The organism is Thioclava sp. JE_KL1 (genome assembly GCF_009296265.1).
GTDB lineage: Bacteria > Pseudomonadota > Alphaproteobacteria > Rhodobacterales > Rhodobacteraceae > Thioclava.
Genome location: NZ_WBJS01000003.1, coordinates 247,651 through 269,002, shown reverse-complemented (window position 1 = coordinate 269,002; position 21,352 = coordinate 247,651). Strand labels below are relative to the sequence as shown.

19 protein-coding genes are annotated in these 21,352 nt (G+C 63.0%); 11 read left to right on the top strand and 8 right to left on the bottom strand.

The genetic code is table 11. The features are described 5' to 3' along the window. From F8R15_RS06685 to groES, 4 genes are all read right to left on the bottom strand, one after another. Complete coding sequence (locus F8R15_RS06685; RefSeq protein WP_152844053.1) at nt 1-669, bottom strand: HAD family hydrolase; 669 nt, start codon at nt 667-669, stop codon at nt 1-3. A gap of 71 nt (nt 670-740) precedes the next feature. Then, entirely contained in the window at nt 741-1,880 is a 1,140-nt protein-coding gene (locus tag F8R15_RS06680) for a hypothetical protein (RefSeq protein WP_152844052.1), read from the bottom strand. A 170-nt stretch (nt 1,881-2,050) separates the two neighbouring features. After that, entirely contained in the window at nt 2,051-3,694 is a 1,644-nt protein-coding gene (gene groL / locus F8R15_RS06675) for a chaperonin GroEL (RefSeq protein WP_078519292.1), read from the bottom strand. A gap of 65 nt (nt 3,695-3,759) precedes the next feature. Further along, nucleotides 3,760-4,047 (bottom strand): co-chaperone GroES, encoded by a 288-nt coding sequence (groES, locus tag F8R15_RS06670; RefSeq protein WP_075774612.1) that lies wholly within the window; start codon nt 4,045-4,047, stop codon nt 3,760-3,762. A 198-nt stretch (nt 4,048-4,245) separates the two neighbouring features. Here groES and F8R15_RS06665 point away from each other — a divergent pair, with 198 nt between their 5' ends. Then, complete coding sequence (locus F8R15_RS06665; protein WP_152844051.1) at nt 4,246-5,247, top strand: TraB/GumN family protein; 1,002 nt, start codon at nt 4,246-4,248, stop codon at nt 5,245-5,247. A gap of 141 nt (nt 5,248-5,388) precedes the next feature. Then, nucleotides 5,389-6,309, top strand: coding sequence for a manganese-dependent inorganic pyrophosphatase (locus F8R15_RS06660; protein WP_152844050.1), 921 nt, complete (start codon nt 5,389-5,391; stop codon nt 6,307-6,309). A 420-nt stretch (nt 6,310-6,729) separates the two neighbouring features. On the opposite strand, the gene F8R15_RS06655 is transcribed toward F8R15_RS06660, so the two are convergent. After that, nucleotides 6,730-8,247, bottom strand: coding sequence for an acetyl-CoA hydrolase/transferase family protein (locus F8R15_RS06655; protein ID WP_152844049.1), 1,518 nt, complete (start codon nt 8,245-8,247; stop codon nt 6,730-6,732). A gap of 191 nt (nt 8,248-8,438) precedes the next feature. Next, a complete protein-coding gene (locus F8R15_RS06650; protein WP_083075284.1) occupies nt 8,439-8,825 on the bottom strand; it encodes a response regulator in 387 nt (128 codons plus the stop codon). Between the two features lie 420 nt (nt 8,826-9,245). On the opposite strand from F8R15_RS06650, the gene F8R15_RS06645 reads away from it, so the two are divergent. The 6 genes from F8R15_RS06645 to F8R15_RS06620 all read left to right on the top strand — a co-directional run bounded on the left by F8R15_RS06645 (nt 9,246) and on the right by F8R15_RS06620 (nt 15,330). Beyond that, nucleotides 9,246-9,974, top strand: coding sequence for a Crp/Fnr family transcriptional regulator (locus F8R15_RS06645; RefSeq protein ID WP_232621739.1), 729 nt, complete (start codon nt 9,246-9,248; stop codon nt 9,972-9,974). 213 nt (nt 9,975-10,187) lie between these two features. Then, nucleotides 10,188-10,835, top strand: a complete 648-nt coding sequence (locus F8R15_RS06640) for a Crp/Fnr family transcriptional regulator (RefSeq protein WP_158522062.1) — start codon at nt 10,188-10,190, stop codon at nt 10,833-10,835. A 601-nt stretch (nt 10,836-11,436) separates the two neighbouring features. Then, nucleotides 11,437-12,294 carry a cytochrome c oxidase subunit II gene (locus tag F8R15_RS06635; protein WP_078519285.1) on the top strand — a complete coding sequence of 286 codons (858 nt, stop codon included), beginning with the start codon at nt 11,437-11,439 and terminating at the stop codon, nt 12,292-12,294. After that, nucleotides 12,291-14,354, top strand: coding sequence for a cbb3-type cytochrome c oxidase subunit I (locus F8R15_RS06630; RefSeq protein ID WP_078539403.1), 2,064 nt, complete (start codon nt 12,291-12,293; stop codon nt 14,352-14,354). The genes F8R15_RS06635 and F8R15_RS06630 overlap by 4 nt, the downstream gene beginning before the upstream one ends. Nucleotides 14,355-14,362: 8 nt before the next feature. After that, a complete protein-coding gene (locus F8R15_RS06625) occupies nt 14,363-14,977 on the top strand; it encodes a cytochrome c oxidase subunit 3 (RefSeq protein WP_165756923.1) in 615 nt (204 codons plus the stop codon). Next, on the top strand, nt 14,977-15,330 hold the full coding sequence (locus tag F8R15_RS06620) for a cytochrome o ubiquinol/quinol oxidase subunit IV (protein ID WP_078519282.1): 354 nt from the start codon (nt 14,977-14,979) through the stop codon (nt 15,328-15,330). The genes F8R15_RS06625 and F8R15_RS06620 overlap by 1 nt, the downstream gene beginning before the upstream one ends. 100 nt (nt 15,331-15,430) lie before the next feature. Here the strand turns inward: F8R15_RS06620 and F8R15_RS06615 are convergent, their stop codons facing one another. Beyond that, a complete protein-coding gene (locus F8R15_RS06615) occupies nt 15,431-16,006 on the bottom strand; it encodes a DsrE family protein (RefSeq protein WP_152844048.1) in 576 nt (191 codons plus the stop codon). A 260-nt stretch (nt 16,007-16,266) separates the two neighbouring features. On the opposite strand from F8R15_RS06615, the gene F8R15_RS06610 reads away from it, so the two are divergent. Both F8R15_RS06610 and F8R15_RS06605 read left to right on the top strand, forming a co-directional pair. Next, on the top strand, nt 16,267-17,988 hold the full coding sequence (locus tag F8R15_RS06610; RefSeq protein ID WP_216644114.1) for a tetrathionate reductase family octaheme c-type cytochrome: 1,722 nt from the start codon (nt 16,267-16,269) through the stop codon (nt 17,986-17,988). Next, nucleotides 17,981-18,631, top strand: a complete 651-nt coding sequence (locus F8R15_RS06605) for a cytochrome b/b6 domain-containing protein (RefSeq protein ID WP_078603720.1) — start codon at nt 17,981-17,983, stop codon at nt 18,629-18,631. The genes F8R15_RS06610 and F8R15_RS06605 overlap by 8 nt, the downstream gene beginning before the upstream one ends. Nucleotides 18,632-18,774: 143 nt before the next feature. On the opposite strand, the gene F8R15_RS06600 is transcribed toward F8R15_RS06605, so the two are convergent. Next, entirely contained in the window at nt 18,775-19,329 is a 555-nt protein-coding gene (locus F8R15_RS06600; protein ID WP_078546845.1) for a DUF882 domain-containing protein, read from the bottom strand. A 367-nt stretch (nt 19,330-19,696) separates the two neighbouring features. Between F8R15_RS06600 and F8R15_RS06595 the strand changes: the two genes are divergently transcribed. After that, nucleotides 19,697-21,337: a murein L,D-transpeptidase gene (locus F8R15_RS06595; protein WP_152844047.1), complete on the top strand. Its 1,641-nt coding sequence runs from the start codon at nt 19,697-19,699 to the stop codon at nt 21,335-21,337. Nucleotides 21,338-21,352: the final 15 nt, after the last annotated feature.

Below are 21,352 nucleotides of genomic sequence, written 5' to 3'. Positions count from 1 at the left end.
TCACGAATCTTTCTCCCTAGTCGGCTCATTCTGGAAGAACTCGGTGAAATGCGCAAATTCGCGATGCGGCTGCGCGTCCTCGGGCGGGGTCAGATCGCGCCCGGCCAGATGGCTGCCGCCGGTGAAGCGCCAGACTTCCATTCCTGCCGCAAGCCCGGCGCGGATGCCGTTGAGACTGTCCTCGACCACCAGCGCGCGGGCAGGGGTCACGCCCATCTTCTTGGCCGCATGGAGGAACAGATCGGGCGCGGGTTTGCCATGCGCGACCTCGCTTGCCGTGAACAACCGGTCGCCCACCAGCTTGCGCAGCCCCGCGATTTCCAGCGAGCGTTCCGCGCGCGGCTGGCTCGACGAAGTGGCCACGCACCACGGCACGTCCAACCTCTTCATCACATCGGCCACGCCCGGCATCACCTGCAACTCGCGCTCGAACGCGTCCAGAAGCCGCGCGCGATACTGCGCCTCGAATTCCTCCGGCAGATCGAGCCCGAATTCGTAGCGGATCTGCTTCATCACGGTGGGGTAGGAGCGTCCGAGGAAATGCCGTGCGACATAGTCGAGGTCGATCGACACCCGCAGCTTGGCCAGCTCGTCGATCAGCATCTGCGCCGAGATGATCTCGGAATCGATCAGCACCCCGTCGCAGTCGAAAATCACCAGCTCGGTCATGGTTCCTCCCCCTGTCCTTCGCGCAGCGATAGCGCGCGAAAGCAGGGATGGCCAGAGGTGGGAGGGGACGGTCAGGCTGCGGCGCCTTGCGCACCGATCCCGGTCACGCGCAGCACGATCGCGCCCGCGCCGAACAGGAAGATCGCCATCATGCCAAGCCAGCCGACCCAGGGGATCATGCAGATGAGCGCCCCGATCACCGCCCCGCCGAAGGCCGCGAGTGCGCATTCTCCATTGGTGACGGGATGGCCGCGCCCGATCAGATCATGCGCCCAGGCGCCGATGACCCAGATGCCCACGATATAGCCGCCGAAGCCCAGCACCAGCACCCCGAGCAGCGAGAACGGAATAAGCACGATGCCGATCACCGTCATCGCGAGCAGCAGGATCGAGCCGACCAGCGCGGAGAGCCCGATGAACCCCGCAAGTCCTGCGCGCAAAGGATGGGCGAGGCTGCGTTGGCGCATCCGGTCCATGAAGCCCGGTGCGAAGACGGCAAGAAGCGTGGCCACGATCCCGACCACGAGCACGCCGCCCAGCCAGTCGCGGGTCTCGATGAGGTAATTGCGCTCCGGGGCTACGCGCGACTTCGCCTGCTCGAACTCCTTCGCCTCATGGATGCTGACCTGATCGGCCGGGGCGACGCTGGCAGGCACGCTCACCTCGCCGGGCGTGTCGGTGTAGACTTGGACCTTGCCTGTGACCGTCGCGCCATCGCCCCAGGTGACGGTCTTTGTTCCCAGCACCAGATCGCCCGAGATCTCGGTGTCGATCTGTGCGTCGTCGGCGCCGATGATCACGCTGCCTGCGACCGGCGCCTCTAGCCGGACCTGCTGGCCCATCGCACGCAGGTTGCCCGAGATCGGCCCCTTGATGGTGAGCGCCTGACCCGCGAGCGTGGCCGCGCCCGCCACCGGGGCCGCGAGGTCAATATCCTGTCCCGCCGCGTAGAGATCACCGCCCACCTGCGCGCCGATCACGATATTCTGGCCCGCCAGATGCGCCGCGCCGGTGATCGGGCTGCCCAAGGTTACATGCTGACCGGCGGCGAAGAGGTCGTGGATGTCCTCGCCCGTCGCACTCACGGTGCGGCCCGCGAGATAGGCGTCTCCGCCGAAGCGCCAGTCTTGAGTTTCCTCAGCCGCCGCGACCGAGGCGGCCAGCGCGACAGCGAGGCAGGCGAGGGATTTGACGAGGAAATTGCGCGACATGACCGGGGCCCTCCAGCGAAATTGACGTTGGGGGAAGTATAGCGCCATTCGTTTGCGGCCCCGTGACATAGCTCAATGCGCGCGTAAGAATCTGCGATTTACGCATGTGAAAAGGGGCGCCCCTTTCGGAGCGCCCCTTCCCATTAGATCCCTGAAGCGGGAACGGCTGATTACATCATGCCGCCCATGCCGCCCATGCCGCCCATGTCGGGGGCACCGCCAGCGCCTTTCGGCTCCGGCTTCTCGGCGATCATCGCCTCGGTGGTGATCAGCAGGCCAGCAACCGAAGCCGCATCTTCGAGCGCGGTGCGGGTCACTTTCGCCGGGTCGATCACGCCGAACTCGAACATGTTGCCATATTCTTCGGTCTGCGCGTTGAAGCCGAAGTTCAGGTCGTCGCTTTCGCGGACCTTACCGGCCACGACAGCACCGTCCACACCGGCGTTCTCGGCGATCTGACGCAGCGGCGCTTCGAGAGCGCGCTTGACGATCGCGATACCGGCTTCCTGGTCGGAGTTCGCACCGGTGAGACCGGCGAGCACTTTCGCGCCCTGCACGAGGCTGACGCCACCGCCGACGACGATGCCTTCCTGAACGGCCGCACGGGTCGCGTTCAGAGCGTCGTCCACACGGTCCTTGCGCTCTTTCACTTCGACTTCGGTCATGCCGCCGACGCGGATGACAGCAACGCCACCGGCCAGTTTCGCGACGCGCTCTTGCAGCTTCTCGCGGTCGTAGTCCGAGGTGGTTTCCTCGATCTGGGTGCGGATCTGGCTGACGCGCGCTTCGATCTCGGCCTTGTCACCAGCGCCTTCGACGATGGTGGTGTCGTCCTTGGTGATGGTCACCTTCTTGGCGGTGCCCAGCATGTCCATGCCGACGTTCTCGAGCTTCATGCCGAGGTCTTCCGAGATCACCTGGCCGCCGGTCAGGACAGCGATGTCCTGCAGCATGGCCTTGCGGCGGTCGCCGAAGCCCGGTGCTTTCACGGCTGCGATCTTCAGGCCGCCGCGCAGCTTGTTGACCACGAGGGTCGCGAGCGCTTCGCCTTCGACGTCTTCACCGATGATGAGGAGCGGTTTCTGCGACTGGATGACCTGCTCGAGGAGCGGGACCATCGGCTGCAGCGACGAGAGTTTCTTCTCGTGGAGCAGGATGTAGCAGTCTTCGAGTTCCGCGACCATCTTGTCGGGGTTGGTCACGAAGTAGGGCGACAGGTAGCCACGGTCGAACTGCATGCCTTCGACGACTTCGACTTCGGTCTCCATGCCGCGGGCTTCTTCCACGGTGATGACGCCGTCATTGCCGACTTTCTGCATCGCGTTGGCGATCATCTTGCCGATGGCTTCTTCGCCGTTCGCCGAGATGGTGCCGACCTGAGCGACTTCGTCCGAGTCCTTGACCGGGCGAGCAGCGCTCTTGATCGCGTCGACGACTTTCGAGGTCGCGAGATCGATGCCGCGCTTGAGGTCCATCGGGTTCATGCCCGCGGCCACGGCTTTCAGGCCGTCCTTGACGATCGCCTGAGCGAGCACGGTGGCGGTGGTGGTGCCGTCGCCAGCCTCGTCATTGGTGCGCGAGGCGACTTCTTTCACCATTTGCGCGCCCATGTTCTCGAACTTGTCCGAAAGCTCGATCTCTTTGGCGACCGACACACCGTCTTTGGTGATGCGCGGCGAGCCGAACGACTTTTCGATCACGACGTTGCGGCCTTTCGGGCCCAGCGTGACCTTCACCGCGTCGGCGAGGATGTTGACGCCGTCGAGCATACGATCGCGGGCGTCGGTGGAGAATTTCACGTCCTTGGCTGCCATGTTTGTTGGCTCCTTGACTGAGTTGTTCTTGGGATATCAGGGGATCTCGGTAAGGGCAGGGCGCCTTACGAGATGATGCCCATGATGTCGCTTTCTTTCATGATGAGCAGCTCTTCGCCGTCGAGGGTCACTTCCGTGCCCGACCACTTGCCGAAGAGAACGCGGTCGCCAGCTTTGACGCCCGGTGCGATCAGCTCGCCCGATTCCTTGCGCGCGCCGTCACCCACTGCGACGACTTCACCCTCTGCGGGCTTTTCTTTCGCGCTGTCGGGGATGATCAGGCCACCCTTGGTTTTTTCTTCGCTCTCCACGCGCTTGACCAGCACACGGTCATGAAGCGGTTTGAATGCCATCTGGGTCACTCCCTAAAGGTTCCAGGTTCGAAAACTTTTAGCACTCGTCACTGGTGAGTGCTAACGATGGCGGAGTTAGTCATTGGGGCGGGCGGGTGTCAATAACCGGAGGGCGAATTTTTTGCGTCAATTCGAACGATCCGGGCGCGGCGATTTCGCCTCTATGCGGAATGCAGATCGCGTGGCACTCTCGCCGTTATGAAACTCGCCAAGCTCCTTCGGCCGCTGCTGGCCCCCGCGCTCTCGCTCTGCCTTGCACTGCCCGCTTGGGCGGAGTGTCGCGGCAAGAATATATTCGACGCGCTGCCCGCAGCCGAGCAGGAGGCGCTGACCGCCGAGGCCGATTCCGCGCCCTTCTCTCGCGGATTGCTGTTCTCTGCAACCAAAGGCGAGGAAAAGATCACGCTGGCTGGCACTTACCACCTTCCCGATCCGCGCCATGACAAGCTCGTCGGCACGCTCTCGAAGGCGCTCGACGATGCATCGCGGCTTCTGGTGGAGGCCGGTCCGGACGAGCAGGGCAAGCTGGAACATGCGATCAAGACCGACCCGACGCTGATGTTTTCTACCGGCAAGACGCTGCCGCAGATGATGTCGGAGCAGGACTGGAACATGACCAAGGCGGCGCTGGCCGCCCACGGGATGCCCGCCTTTCTCGCGGCCAAGATGCGGCCCGCTTTCGTCGCGATGACGCTCTCGCTTCCGCCGTGTGCGACGGCCGAGCTTGCGAAGGGGCAGGGAGGTCTGGACCTGCAGGTGATGACGAAGGCCGAGGCCGATGGCGTGCCGGTCGAGGCGCTCGAGCCGTGGGATACCGTCTTCAAGCTCTTCAACGGGATCACCGAGACCGAAGCGCTGGAGATGCTGCGCGCCGCGGTAATCGGCGCGCCCCTGGCCGACGATATGGGCGTGACGATGGGCGATCTCTATTTCCGGGGCGAGCCGCGCCTGATCTGGGAACTGGCGCGCTACCAGGCGGTCGCGGCGGGCATGGATGCCGACGAGGTCGAGCGTCAGATGAAGCTCTCCGAGGATCTTCTGATGGTCGCGCGAAACCAAAACTGGCTGCCTGAGATCGAGGCGGCAGCGAGCGATGGCCCGGTCGTCGTGGCGGTGGGCGCGCTGCATCTGTCCGGCGAAGAGGGGCTGTTGCGGCTGCTCGAAAAGGACGGCTGGACGATCAAGCGGCTGGATAGCTGATTAGTTGAAGCAGAGTGTTTCCGGGGTGCCCGTCCAGGGTTCGGGCTCGCCCCTTTCCGCATCGCCAGACCCCTAGGTGACAAGCCCAGACACAGCGCCTATAACCTGCGCCGACAGATGATTATCCGAGAGGATCTCCCCATGACGATCAAGGTTTTTGGCCATAAGGCTCCCGACACCGACTCCACCGGCTCGCCCATCGCCTGGGCGTGGTATCTCAATGATGTCAAAGGCACTCCGGCCAAGCCCTGCCTGCTGGGTGAGCCCAATACCGAGGCAGCTTTCGTCATCGAACATTGGGGTCTCGACAAGCCCGAGATCATCTCTGACGTGGAAGAAGGCGAGGACGTGGTCGTCGTCGACACCAACAACCCCGCCGAGCTGCCGAGCGGTATCAACGCGGCCAACGTCATCCAGATCATCGATCACCACAAGCTGACCGGCGGGATCGAGACCAAAGGGCCGATCGACATCACGATGCGCCCGCTCGCCTGCACCGCGACCATCCTCTACGATCTGATGGGCGACGACGTGGCGAAGGCCCCGCGCGGCATCAAGGGCGCGATGCTCAGCTGCATCCTGTCCGACACGCTGGAATTCCGCTCGCCCACCACCACCGATCACGACCGCGCCGTCTGTGACGCGCTGGCGAGCGATCTGGGCATCGACATGCACGAGCTGGCCGAGAAGATGTTCGAAGCGAAATCGGACGTCTCCGCCTTCACCGATGCGGAACTGCTGCGGATGGATTCCAAGGAATACCCGGTCGACGGCACGAGCTTCCGCGTCTCCGTACTGGAGACCACCGCGCCGAAGATGGTGCTGGACCGGAAGGCCTCGCTGATGGCCTCGATGGAACAGGTCGCGAAGGAAGACGGCGTCGATCAGGTGCTCCTGTTCGTGATCGACATCCTGAAGGAAGAGGCGACGCTGCTGGTGCCGAACGATCTGGTGAAGGGCGTGGCCGAGAAGAGCTTCGATGCCACGGTCGAGGGCGACACGGTCGTCCTGCCGGGCGTGATGAGCCGCAAGAAGCAGATCATCCCGTCGCTCAAGGTCTGAGCTTTTCGGGGATTGGAATTGGGGAAGGGGCGTCCGGTCGGGCGCCCCTTTTCGTTGGTCGGGAAGCAGGGTGCGCGCCGGTCCGTGGGATGGCGCAGCCTGAGTTTTGAACGAAGGCGGTTTATGCCTGCCAAGCCTCCCACAGCATGAACGTTGCGCGCGGGTGGCAATGCGCCAGCCCGTCGGGACGGACCGGCGCGCGCCCTGCGCCTGCGGCGCGTTCCGCGCGCCATCGCGAAGCGGGAGCATTTTGCTCTGGCGCGGGGCGACCAGCCCCGGGCCGCGCCCGACCCTCCCCCCGGGAGGGCGCATTGGCGATGTCGGCGCGGGCTCGAACGTCATTCGGGCTTTCGAGATAAATCGCCCGGCCACCCGCCGATCGAAGCGCCCACCCAAGGTTCGGGCGCTGCCCTCAACGCCTCACTCCTCCATCGTCCCGGTTTCAACGAAGCGCTGGTGCCAGCTCAGCGCCTCGCCCAGCAGGTTCGGGGCGTGATTGGCAAAGCTGCCTTTCTTCGCGCGCTCGAAATAGTCCCGCAGCATCGGGCGATAGGCGGGATGGGCGCAGGTCTCGATAATCGTCTCGGCGCGCTGCTTCGGAGACAGCCCCCGCAGATCGGCCAGACCCTGCTCGGTCACGATCACCTGCACGTCCTGCGCGATGTGATCGACATGGGCGGCCATCGGGACAATCGCGGAAATTTTGCCGCCCTTCGCCACCGAAGGCGTCATGAAGATCGAGACATAGCCGTTGCGCGCGAAGTCGCCCGAGCCGCCGATGCCATTCTGGATCTTCGAGCCCATCACATGGGTCGAGTTCACGTTGCCATAGATATCCGCCTCGATCAGCCCGTTCATCGCGATACATCCCAGACGGCGCACAAGCTCGGGGTGGTTCGAGATCTCCTGCGGGCGCAGGATCAGCTTGTCGCGGAAATAGGCGGCGTTGTCGTTGAAATACTGCGCCTTCTCGGGCGAGAGCGAGAACGCCGTGGCCGAGGCCATGCGCAGCTTGCCCGCCTCGATCATGTCGAGCATCCCGTCCTGAATGACCTCCGTGAAGGCGGTCATCTGGTCGAAGGGTGCCTCGATCAGCCCGGCCATCACGGCATTGGGCACATTGCCCACGCCGGATTGCAACGGCAGCAGCCCGCGCGGCAGGCGACCCTGTTTTACCTCGTTGCCCAAGAAGTCGAGGATATGACCGGCAATCGCTTCGGCCACCGCATCCGGCGGGCTGAAGGGCGCGTTGCGGTCAGGCGCGTCGGTCTCGACCACGGCCACGACTTTCTCGGGATCGACCTCGAAATAGGTCTGGCCGATCCGGTCGTCAGGCTTCACCAGCGGGATCGGCACGCGGTTCGGGGGCAGGGCGGTGCCGTAATAGATGTCGTGCATCCCCTCCAGCAGCGGCGATTGCCAGCGGTTCACTTCGAGGATGATCTTGTCGGCACAATCGAGCCAGGTCTTGTTGTTGCCGACCGAGCTCGAGGGGATCAGCTTGCCATCCTCGGTGATGCCGGAGATTTCGATCACCGCCGTATCCAGCTTGCCCATGAACCCCATCCACGCCATCGGCGCGACCTGGCTCAAGTGCATGTCGAAATATTTCATCTGACCCGCATTGATCCGCTCGCGCGCGATCGGGTCGGAATTGTAGGGCAGGCGGAATTCGATCCCGTCGGCCTTCGCCAGGGCACCGTCCAGCTCGGGGCCCGTCGAGGCGCCCGACCAGATCTTGACCTTGAAGGGGCGGCCCGCCGCGTGCTCGGCCTCGATCCGCGCAGCCAGCGCCATCGGCACCGCCTTGGGATAGCCCGAGCCGGTGAAGCCCGACATGCCGATGGTCGCGCCATTGTCGATCAGTTCTGCGGCATCTTCGGCCGACATGACCTTGGCGGCGAGCCCGGCATGGGCTTTGCGGATCGTATGGTTCATGGACAAGCGCCTCCTTCGCGACGGCGCGGAACGGGGCTCCTCTCTGCCCCGCATGGCCGCGCGACCTCGAGTTCCGCTGACGAGGAACGCGAGGTTGCGCGGGATGTCCATGTTTGGCAGATATGCGCCGAGTGCATAGCAACTGTCACGGGGCGCATGGCATATCGATCTCAACGCCAGTGGCGCAGAGATCAGGCTTCGGCAAAACCCATCGAAATCAGGGCATTGGCGAAATCGTCATTGGTGAAGGGCTTGATCAGCATCTTGCCTTCGGGAAAGCCGTCCATCATCACGGATTGTTCATCATATCCGGTCGAGTAGAGGATCGGCACCGCACGTTCGCGCAGTGCCTTGGCAGCCTCCAGCGAGGTTTCGTCGCCAAGATTGATGTCGAGCAGCGCCATCGAGATGTCATTGCCGCCAGCAATATGGAGCAATGCTTCTTCGACAGTGCCGAAGATGACCACATCGCGCGCGCCGAATTCGCTCAGCATCGCGGCCGCATCATAGGCCACGATCATCGCGTCTTCGAGCACCAGCGCGGTGCCGTCGATCCGAGGGGGGGAACAAAGAGTCACGAGGACCGCCTAGCCGCGAGGCGGGCACCGCTTACGCGGATCTCGCTTCGTTCGTGTTGGAAAATCCGGGGCATCAGCTTCCTGTCCTTGCAGATTACTGCATTTGGAGGGTGAGAGGGATCGTGGTCGATCCGACGTCAGTATAACGATTTAGGCTTCAGCCCGATTGTCGGTGCACTGAGAGGCCTCTTCAGCCTTCCTGCACCTCGTAATCTCCGGGGTCATTTAACTATGACATACTGCTGCAAAGCGTCTAGCTGGCATGAATCCCACAGGGCTGCCTGTTACACAAGCGATCGTGAACATGTGGGGCGCAGATAGTGAGGGAAATAAGGGGAAATAGGGAATCCACCCACGAAATTTGAAAGGAACCTGCCACGGTCCTCCGCGTTGCCTTATGACGTAAAAGTGAGCCAAGGCATGACACGCAACTTTAGAAATTGTCCCTTCGTCGATAATCCCGCCTTCATGGCGCCCGATGCGCACGAGGAAGCAATCGCCGAAGCCGCCCGCGCGGGCGAGCTACGGATGCCCGCAGGGCAGACCGTCGTGATGGAAGGCAACGAGCCGCAACGCTTCTTCACCTTGCTCGAGGGCCAGGCCATGCGCTACCGGATGCTGGAAGACGGGCGGCGCCAAGTGCTCAATTTCCTCTTTCCCGGCGATCTGATCGGCCTCGACGCCATCATGATGGGAATGGCCTCGCATACGACCGAGGCGCTGACCCCGGTAAAGCTCAGCGTTTTCGACCGTAAACAAGTGTGGGAGCTTTTCTCGAAGATGCCGCAGCGTGCGATGATGCTGACGTGGCAGGTCGCGCGCGAGGAGCATTTCCTGAGCGACGCACTGGTGACGGTGGGGCAGCGCTCGGCGCGCGAGGCGCTCGCATGGGCCTTCGTCACTCTCTTTGAGCGTGGATCGCAGACCGGGCTGGTGCGTGACGGCAAGATGCCGTTCCCGGTGCGGCAGCAGGATCTCGCGGATGCGCTCGGGCTATCGCTCGTTCACACTAACAAGACGCTTGCCCGTCTGCGGTCCGAAGGGCTGGTCAGATGGGCGCAGGGGATTCTCGAACTGCCCGATCTCGAAAGGCTCGCCGATATAGGAGTCGTCGAGCTCGGGGCCGGGCCACCGCGCTACTATTTATAGTCGCGCAGGAGAGTGGCGGAATTCCTCAGTAACGCTGCAGTCGCGCAGCGATTCCTAAAGCTTTTCACATAGGCGAAAAGCGTTTTTCCGCCGGGTGACGCCGAGGAACATCCGAAAAAATCTGCATCAATGTCCTATGACGTAGCGCGCTCAGCGCTTTCGCGGCAGATGCTGGTTTCTTCGCAGAAATCAACAAAACGGAACCGAGCAAGCTTGGAAAACCTGTCTCGAAAACCTGACCTCGCCTATCTGGCGGAGCTGTCCCAATCGCAACGCGCCATTCCCGCGGGAGCGGCGCTTTTGCCCGAGTCCACGCCATTGATCGTGCGGGTCGAGCGCGGGATCGCCATGCGCTATACGCTGCTCGAAGACGGGCGCAGGCAAGTCGAAGCGCTGGTCTATCCGGGCGATCTGTGCGGGCTGACGAGCGTGCTCTACGGTCCGGGGGCGAGCTATTACGAGGCGCTCACGCCGATGATGCTGTCGAGCTTCGATCCGGCCGATCTGCATCAGCCTCTGCCAGATGGTCCCGACCGCACCACGACGCTCGTGTGGCTGATGACGCGCGAACTGACGCGGCTGTCGGGCTGGCTGGCCTCGGTGGGGCAGCGCAACGCCAATGAGGGGATCGCGTGGTTCGTGATGCACGCATGGGAGCGTGCCGAGGCGGTCGGGCTGATCGAGAAGGACAGCGCGCCGTTCCCCTTCGCCCAGCAGGTCGTGGCGGACTCGCTCGGGCTGTCGCTGGTGCATACGAACAAGACGATCCGCCGCCTGCGCGATCAGGGCCTGTTCAGGATCGCCGGCGGGCGTGTGCGGATCTCGTCGCTCCCGGCGCTGCGCCGGGCCGCGGCGCTCTGACCGTTCCCTTCCGGTAATCCTCTCTGACAGCGCGCCGCGGGGTTTCCGCGGCGTTGGTTTGTCATGCGCCGGGGGAGGGCGCTGCCCGTTACCGTCAACGCGGGGCGAGGCGGGAGTCTGAGCGGATAGCACCCCTCACGCACCGAGTGACCTCAAGCGTCCGTGATCGGCTAAGTTGCTCATTTTGCTCACGGATCGCTCACTGCTCCATCACAAGCGCGAGAGAAGGGCCCGTTTACCCCTGTATTCGGGCGCGCCCGTTCAAGACCAACCCCCTTTATTTATTGGTTATTTTTTCGTGCGTCGCAGGTGTGTGATGACATTTGTGCATGATTTTCAGTCGGTTACGCCCGTTCCTGCGACAATTTGTCAACACCGATTGACCTCGCGGGCGCTGCCCTAGAGTGGGAGGCATCGCGCGGGACGGGAGCCCTCGCGGCCTCCCCCGAGAGACCCCTATGCCCCCGCGCCAAGAAGAGGGAATAGGAAAGGTATTTCCGTGTTGTTTGAAAAAATCTACAAGCGGCCCAGCCGCCTCGCTGCCCCGGTCCTGTTGACCGTTGCGGCTGCATGGCTGTCAGGTTGCGCGGAGAACGGGGTGATGACCCCGCTCGGCCCGGTGGCGGCCGGAGAACGCGCTCACCTGATCAGCTTCTTTCTTTGGATGCTGCCCATTTCCCTGCCGATCCTGATCGGCACGCCGTGGATCGCGATGCGCTATCGCCGTCAGGGTGGGAAAGGCAAATATGACCCGACCTGGTCGCACTCGGTTGCCGCCGAAGTCGTGATCTGGGGCGGTGCCACGCTCACCTTCCTCATCGTCGGCTGGCTCACCTGGGGCCACGTGATGGGCGAAGACCCCTACAAGGCAACGGGCAAAGAGCCGATGCATGTGAAGGTCATCGGGTCCGAATGGAAATGGATGTTCATCTATCCCGGCAAGGTCGCCGCCGTGAACCGGTTGGTCCTGCCCGAGAACACCCCCGTCGAGTTCGACATCACCGCCACCGGCGCGATGCAGAGCTTCTGGATCCCGCGTCTTGCCGGCCAGATCTACGCAATGCCCGGCATGGGCACGAAGATGAATCTGACCACCTCGGAAGATCCGTCGCAGACCTATGGCTTCAACAGCCAGTTCAACGGCGCGGCTTTCCCGCTCAACAAGTTTGAGGTCGACGTGGTGAGCCAGGAGCAGTTCGACGCGTTCCTGCAAGAGCCCAAGCACCCCTTCGCCCAGCTCGAAAAAGCTTTCAAGAAGACCGCGACCTGGTCGGGGCCTGAGCTCTTCGAGCCGCCGGAGAAAGGCTACTGGGGCAAAGTAATGATGAACCCTGACATGCTGTCCGATGGCGGTGCAGCGATCCTGCCCGATCACGCGCCCGAGCAGAAGAAGATCGACGACGCGATCCGCGAAGAGCTGCATGTCTCGCAAAACCAACATCAAGGGGACGCTCAATGAGTATTCTTGGTAGTCTCGATTGGAACGATATCTTCATCGTTCCCTTCTTCACGGATCCGTCTCTGTCCACCGGGATCGCAGCAGGCGCGGGCGGCATCGTCGTCCTCGGCGCGCTCGCGGTCATGGTTCTGCTGACCGTCAAAGGTTGGTGGAAGCCCCTCTGGTCGAACTGGATCACCACGCTCGATCACAAGAAGATCGGTGTGATCTATATCGTTCTGGCCCTGATCATGCTGATCCGCGGCGTCCTCGAGGCGGTCGTGATGCGCGCCCAGCAGGTCTCGCCCGCACCGGGCTTCCTGTCGGTCGAACACCACGCCGAGCTGTTCTCGACCCACGGCACGATCATGATCTTCTTCGTGGCGATGCCTTTCCTGACCGGCGTCATCAACGTCGTCATGCCGCTCCAGATCGGTGCGCGCGACATGGAGTTCCCCTTCATGAACGCGGTCTCGCTCTGGCTGTCGATCGGCGGTGCGGCACTCGTGATGGCCTCGCTCGTCGTCGGTCACTTCGAGACCGGCGGTTGGACCGCTTACCCGCCCTATACGGGTATCAAGCTGTCGCCGAACGAGGGCGTGGATTACTGGATCTGGTCGCTGGGCCTGACTTCGGTGGGTTCGACGCTTTCGGGCATCAACTTCCTCGTGACGATCTACAAGCAGCGTGCCCCCGGCATGAAGCTGTTCGACATGTCGATCTTCGCCTGGGCGACGCTCTGCACGGCGATCCTGATGATCTTCGCGATGATGCCGCTGACCGTGGCCTCGTTGATGCTGGCGCTTGACCGTCAGGCGGGCTTCCACTTCTTCACCGCCACCCAAGGCGGGAACATGATGAACTTCGCCAACATGTTCTGGCTGTTCGGTCACCCGGAAGTCTACATCCTGATCCTGCCGGCCTTCGGCGTGTTCTCGGAAGTCATCCCGACCTTCTCGGGCAAGAAGATCTACGGCTACACCTCGCTCGTCTGGGCCACCATTGCCATCGCAGTGCTGTCCTTCACCGTCTGGGTGCACCACTTCTTCACCATGGGTCAGACCGCCCACCTCAACGCCATCTTCGGCATCGCGACGATGACGATCGGTGTGCCGACGGGTGTTAAGGTCTTCAACTGGATGCTGACCATGTGGCGCGGCAAGCTGCGGTTCTCGACCGCGATGCTGTTCTCCACCGGCTTCATCTTCACCTTCGTAATCGGCGGGATCACGGGCGTCATGCTCGCCAACCCGACGATCGACTTCGCGACCCACAACTCGCTGTTCCTGGTGGCGCACTTCCACAACATGCTCATCCCGGGCCTGCTGTTCGGTATGTTCGCGGCCGTGAACTACTGGTTCCCGCTCTGCTTCGGCTTCCGCCTGGACGAGAAATGGGGCCGTCGCAGCTTCTGGCTGTGGATGATCGGCTTCTACGGGGCCTTCATGCCGCTCTATGCGATCGGTCTGATGGGCGCACCGCGCCGCATGGCCTTCTTCACCGAGCCGGCCTACTTCCCGTGGCTGGTGATCGCGATGCTCGGCGCGCTGTGCGTGCTGGCGGGTCTGACCGCGCAGATCATTCAGGTCTGGGTCTCGGTCAAGAACCGTGAGAGCCTGATGGTGCCGGCGGGCGATCCCTGGGACGGTCGTGGTATCGAATGGTCGCTGGGCTGCCCGGTGCCGGAATACGACTTCTCCACCATCCCGGCGATGACCTCGCGCGAGCCGTGGGTCGATGCGAAGGAAGCGGGCAAGCGGGTCATGGATCCGACCGAGTTCGTCGACATCCACCTGCCGAAACCGACCGGCATGCCGTTCCTGGTGGGCCTCGTCGCGACCCTCTTCGCGTTCGCCATGATCTTCCAGATGTGGCTGATCGCTGCGGTGGGCTTCGTGGCCATGTGGGTGCTGGTGCTGATCCGCTCCTACGACACCGACTGGGAAGAAACCGTCACCGCGGAAGAACTGCGTGAGGGCTATGAAGCCCACAAGCGCCTCGTCGAAACCACGCCGCAAATCCGGCTCGACGATGAGTTCACCACCAAGAACCGCGGCCTGATCATGGAGACGCAGGTATGAGTGCAACTATGAGCAACACGGGGGCAGCGCACGCTGCCTCCCACGATCACGGTCATCACGACAAGACGGGCACGGTGATCTTCGGCTTCTGGATCTTCCTGATGTCGGACCTCATCGCCTTCTCGCTGATGATCGCCAACTACGCCGATGCCGAATGGCACGGCATCGCGAACGGGCCGAGCCCTCATGAGCTGTTCAGCCTCGGCCTGCCGACCATCGAGACGATGGCGCTGCTGATCTCCACCTTCACCTTCGGCATCTGCACGCTGGGGATGAAATACGGCGCGTCGATGAAGCGCACGGTGGGCTGGCTCGTCGTGACGCTGGCGCTTGGCGCGATCTTCCTCGGGATCGAACTCTACGAATTCCACGAGTTCTGGACCGAGGGCAACACGCCTCAAGTGTCGGGCTTCCTGACCGCCTATTACTCGCTGGTGGGGCTGCACGGTCTGCACGTCACCTCGGGTATCATCTGGGGCATCCTGCTGATGGTTCAGATGAAGACCTTCGGGATGAACGACCTGATCAAGTCGCGTCTCGTGCGTCTGGGCCTGTTCTGGCACATGCTGGACATCGTCTGGATCGCGCTCTTCACGAAAGTCTACCTGATGGGGGTGCTGTGATGGATTATATCAACTCCGACGTCGGCATGGACTCGGCTGAGTACAAGCACGACATGGCGCGCTATGTCTGGGGCTTCGCGCTCTCGGTGGTCCTGACGCTCGCAGGCGTCGTGATCGTCGCGGGGGGCGTGTTCTCGACGGGCCTCGCATGGTCCATCGTGGGCATCCTCGGCATCGCGCAGCTGATCATCCAGTTCTGGGCCTTCATGCACCTCGACTTCTCGAAAGAGGCGCGTCCGGACCTGTATCTGGTGCTCTTCACCTTCCTGCTCATCATCCTGATGGCTGCGGGCACCGTCTGGGTGCTGGCCGATCTGGCAAGCCGGATGGGTATGGGCGCCGGCAGCATGTAAGCCGAGGGGCAGGGGCCTCCGGGCCTCGCTCCGCCAAGCAAAAGAGAACGCGGGCAGCGCAAACTGCCCGCGTTTTTTCATGTCCGCATGACAGGGGCGATTACATCGGGAAAAGGTGATAGCCCTGGCTTTCCAGCACGGGCACGGCGGCCAGAGCCGAGAGCGCCACATCGACATTCGGCCCGACCTGATCCTCGGTGAAGCCGTGATCGGCCAGTGCCTGCCCGCAGACATAGAGCGTGACGCCGGCATCCGCGAGTTCCTGCTTCAGCTTGGTGTCGGGGTCGTCCTTGCCGAACTTGTCCTCATACGCCTCGGGCGAGAGCGCGAGCGAGGTCGCCGCGCCATGCAGCACCACCGCGAATTTGCGATGTTCCTTGTCGACGCCCGCATGGCCGTAGACGTTCACCGCGCGCGCGACATGCCACAGCGCCGCGTTCACGCCGCCGTCCATCGTCTCGCCCATTCCGACATCGAAGACGATCTTCCAGTCCTTGTTCGGATCGGGGCTGAGCGCGCCATCGGGCACCGGGTGCATCTTGCCGTAGTCCTTCACGACCGGGTTGATCCATTCGGTTTTCGAGTCGTCGTTGCTCGAGGAGGCGGCGAAAGCCGCGCCCGAGCCGAGGGCAAGGGCGAGGGCGGCGGGAAGAACGAAGCGGGGTGCGCGCTGCATGAAACTCTCCTTTGAAATCGCTTTGAGGGCCGGGACCGGGGATGTCCGCGCCCGGTGAGGCTCAGCGCGGGGCGCAGCGCTTCGTTCCTCGCCGCACCGCTCACGGCAGATCAGGGCTGCGTGATGCGCGCCGCGCCTCCAATCGCCCCAATTCGATGCGACAGTAAGTCACGCAAAACTCACGAAATGTCGCATCCCCGTGATCGACGCGATCGCGCTAAGCAATGTGAGTAACCAGTAGTGAGCCAGTCGGAGCATCGATGACACAGAGTGCATTGCGGATCACGGCATTCGTCTCAGCCGTGATTTTGGGCCAGCTTCCCGCCTACGCGCAGGACGCGCCCCCGGAGGAGACGCCCGCAATCGGCGCGCAATCGACGCCCGTCGCGCAAGGGGCCTCGAAGGCCGCCCATATGAGCGATCCGGTGAAAGAGCTCACTGCCGACCACTCGAAATTCGATCAGCTCAAGGGGCCGTTCGCGTCGGGCTCCGAGGTGACGGAAGCCTGTCTGTCGTGCCATACTGAGGCCTCCAATCAGGTGATGCATTCGGTCCACTGGACCTGGGAATACCAAAACGAGGCCACGGGCCAGACGCTCGGCAAAGCGCATGAGATGAACGCGTTTTGCGGCAATGTCGCCTCGAACGAGGTGCGCTGCACCTCGTGCCACACGGGCTATGGCTGGACGGACGTGCGTGAGCCGATGCCCGACGATCCGACCAAGGTCGACTGCCTCGTCTGTCACGACAAATCCGGCCAATATACCAAACAGGATAACCTCGCGGGCGAGCCGCCGCTGGAACCGGTGGCCGCAGGCGCGAAGACGATCACCGGTGCCGCCGCCTGGCCCGTCGATCTGGCCGAGGCCGCGCAATCGGTGGGCGCACCGCCCGGACGCGACAATTGCGGCAACTGCCATTTCTATGGCGGTGGCGGCGATAACGTGAAGCATGGCGATCTCAGCTCGGCGCTGTTCAACCCGTCGCGCGACGTCGATGTCCATATGTCGCCCGACGGTCAGAACTTCACCTGCGAGACCTGCCACGTCTCGGACAAGCACGTCTTCGAGGGCTCGCGCTACGAGACCGACGTGATCGACCCGCATCCCGATCGCATGGCGGGCTCGGCGCATGATGCGGCCGCCTGTCAGTCGTGCCACACCGACAGCCCGCATGAAGGGCCGAACCCGCTGATCGCGGCGAAGCTCAACGATCACACCGACACGTTGGCCTGCCAGACCTGCCACATCCCCAGCTTCGCGCGGGGCGGGGTGGCCACAAAGACCGTCTGGGACTGGTCCACGGCGGGCAAGCTCGACGAGAACGGCAAGCCGATTACCGAAGAGGGCTTCACCCAATCCGATGGCAAGCACCTGCACACCTACATGTCGAAGAAGGGCGATTTCGAATGGAGCGAGAACGTCACGCCCTATTACGCCTGGTCCAACGGCGAGATGACCTTCACCCTGCCGGAGGAAGAGATCGACCCGACGCAGGTGGTCGAGATCAACAAGATAGGCGGCAATCCCGGTCAGCCCGACAGCCGCATCTTCCCCTTCAAGCGGATGGTCGGCACGCAGGCCTATGACGTACAGCGCAATGTGCTGGCCTATAACAACGTCTATGGCCCCGGCAACGGCACCGCGCTCTGGTCCTATTACGACTGGGAGAAAACGCTCAAGGCGGGCATGGACTATGCCGGTGTGGAGTATTCGGGCGAGTTCGATTTCGTCCATACCTACATGTACTGGCCGATCACCCATATGGTCGCGCCCGCAGACGATGCGCTGCAATGCGAAAGCTGCCACACGCAGGGCGGCCGGATGGCCGATCTGGCGGGGATCTACGTTCCCGGATCGGAAATCAATCTCGGCGGCAAGCTGGGGCTCGCGATGTTCCTGATGGCGCTTCTGGGAGCCTTGGGCCATGGCGCGCTGCGCCTGATCAACCGCGGCAAGAAGAATGGAGGCCACCATGGCTGAGCATTGCGTAAAGGTTTATTCGCGCTTCAACCGGCTCTGGCACTGGAGCCAGGTTGGCTCGATCATGCTGCTGTTCTTCACCGGCGCACGGCTTCTGGGGCTGCATCCGATCCTGCCTTTCGGGGCGGCGGTGCTGATCCATACGGTCGTCGCGCTGGCGCTCCTGCTGCTCTGGGCCTTCGCGACCTTCTGGCTGTTCACCACGGGCGGCTACAAGCAGTTCATCCCGCGCATGCAGGGCATGTGGGAGGTTAGCCGCTTCTACGCCTATGGCGTCTTCAAGGGCGAGGAGCATCCTTACGTGAAAAGCTACGAGCGGCGGCACAACCCGCTGCAGGCGGCGGCCTATTTCGCGCTCAAGATGATGCTCTTCCCGGCGATCTGGATCTCGGGGCTGGCCTATCTCAGCTACGGCTTCTGGGATCACCTCGACGGCGGCTCGTTCTGGCTGGAGATCATCGCGAATTTCCACGTCCTCGCGGCTTTCGCCATTGCGAGCTTCGTGGTGGTCCATGTCTACCTGCTCACCATCGGCCACGGCTTCCGCCAGCATGTGCGCCCCATGGTTTCGGGCTATGAGAAGGTCGATCTGACCCCCGAGGCAGAGGCCTATTTCCGCCAACAGGGTCGCGTGCTCGACTGAGCATCGCTACGCACGACCGATCAAGGGCCCCCATGCGGGGCCTTTTTCTGTCTCCGGCTTGGGGCAGCCCCCGGCAGGGCAGGCAAAGAAAAACGCCGCTCGGGAAAGCGGCGTTCGGGTCGGTCTGGCGAGGTGCGCGGGGCTCAGGAGCCCCAGTGCCGCACCGGGCCGCAATCCATGTGCACGAAGTTCGAGCGCGAGTATTTGCCAACGCCGCCGGCGTGGCAGGCGGCGGCCGCCTTGTACATCTGGCTGACCGAGCGCGACTTCAGCCGCAGGTCCATCGCCAGACCCTGCATGTGCAGCGAGTTCTTCGCGACGCCTTTCGAGCGGGAGCGCAGCATGGCGTTGGTCTTCGGCGAGCGGTAGCCCGACAGCAGCATGTAGGGTTCGCGCGAATCCATCAGGTTATGCGCTGCCGCCGCGATATCCACGGTGCGCGCGTCGATGTTTTTCAGCTGGTTGGTGCGCCAGTCGCGGGCGAAGTAGGTGATTTCCTTCAGCGCGTCGGGGATATACTCGCCTTCGATCCAGTAAACGGTGTCGAGCGTCTCGCCGGTACGACCGTTATACATCTTGATCCGTCGGATGTCCCCAGCGCCCTTGAGTAGACCGAAAGCGTTACTCATGGTGGGGGCTGCCGTCACCATGGTCGCAGCAAATGCGCCCAGAAGGCCGCGCCGGGAAATCGTCGTCATAGCAAGTTCCTGTGTTCGCCTGTCTCTCGAATTTCCCGCCCTGTTTCGGGCGGTTGAGGGATGGTAGACCCAAACTTCTTACTCCTTATGGCATAGACAGATTAATCGATAAAGAACGGAACTGATGCATCTTTGCCATGTTGGGGTATGTCGGCAAAATTTCGCCTGCCGGTAGTAAAAATACGCTCACGTCCTTGTGGGAGCGGTGTGCGTGCGGGGTGAGAGGCGGCGGAAAGGCGCTGTTGCGCCCCTGCATCGTTCCGCGCGGGTCGGCTCACTTCGTTGCGCGCAGGCAACGCTTCGCTGGACAGATGCAGGTAAGTTTGGAACATCTGGAACGATGGGACCGGGCAGAGGTTTAGACGCTATGACGCGCAATTTCCGTAAGATAGGGCTGGCCTTCGCGCTAGCTACGCTCGCCGCCGGCGCTCAGGCGCAAGGCACTGCCCAGATTGCTGCCCAAGGGGCCATGTCGCCATTGGCGGGGGTCGAGCTTTCGGGCTTCACTCAGGCCGTGGCCGAGGCTGCCGCTGATAATCCCGCTCTGGCCGCCTTCTATGCCGCCCGCGATTACCGTCCGATCTGGACCGCCGCCGAGGATGCGGGCCGCCGCGCGGCTTTCATGCGCGCGCTCGATCTGTCGGCGATGCAGGGGTTGCCCACGGCGCATTACGACCCCGAGGGGCTGCGTGTCGCCTTCGCCGCCGTCCAGTCCGAGCGTCAGCGCGGTCTGCTCGAAGTGAAGATGAGCCAGATTTTCCTGGATTACGCCCATGACCTGTCGCATGGCGTGCTCGACCCGCATAGCGTCATCTCCGATATCAAGCGCGAACCCAAACGCGCCGATCCCGAAGCCCGGATCACGGCTTTTGCGGCCTCGACCAACCCGGCGCTGTTCCTGCGCGATTTGGCTCCGCAGATGCCGCAATATGCGCAGCTCGTGAAAGCGCGTCTCGATCTGGAGCATCAGATCGAAGCGGGCGGCTGGGGGCCGACGGTGCCCGGCACCAAGCTCGAGCCCGGCGATAGCGGGCCGGATGTCGTGGCGCTGCGCGACCGGTTGCAGCGGATGGGCTATCTGGGCCGCTCTGCCAGCGCGACCTATGACGCCGAGATGCAAAAGGCGGTGCAGGCCTATCAGACCGATCAGGGGCTCGCGACCGATGGCGTCGCAGGGCCGAGCACGCTGGGCGAGATCAACAAGAGCCCCGAGGCGCGGATGAAAGCCATCCTCGTCGCGATGGAGCGTCTGCGCTGGATGAACGGCATCGATTTCTCGGGCCGCTACGTCTGGGTCAACATCACCGATTTCTCGGTCCGCGTAGTCGACAATGGCAAGACCACGTTCCGCTCGGTGACGGTGGTCGGGCAGAACAGCTCGGACCGCCGCACGCCGGAGTTTTCCGACGAGATGGAGCGGATGGTCATCAACCCGGCCTGGCATGTGCCGCGCTCGATCGTGACCAAGGAATACCTGCCGCAGATGAAGCGCAATCCGAACGCGGCGAGCCAGCTGCAGTTGATCGACAGCCGGGGCCGCGTCGTGCCGCGCTCTGCGGTGAATTTCGCCGCCTATAACGCGAGCAACTTCCCCTTCGCAATGAAGCAGCCGCCGTCGAACCGCAACGCGCTGGGGCTGGTGAAATTCCTGTTCCCGAACCGCTGGAACATCTACCTGCACGACACGCCCTCGAAATCGCTCTTCAAGAAAGAGACGCGGGCGTTCAGCCATGGCTGCGTGCGCGTCGGCGACCCCTTTGATCTGGCCTACACGCTGCTGGGCGCGCAAAGCTCCGACCCGGAAGCTGAGTTCAAGCGCATCCTCAATTCGGGGCGCGAAACCGTTGTGCCGCTGGAAAAGCACGTCCCGGTCCATCTGACTTACTTCACCGCCTGGCCCACCGCGTCGGGGCAAGTCGAGTATCGCCGCGACGTCTATGGGCGTGACGCGATCCTCTTTAACGCCTTGCAAAAGGCCGGGGTGGAATTGGGCACGCAGGACAGCTAAATCTCTGGCAAAGGG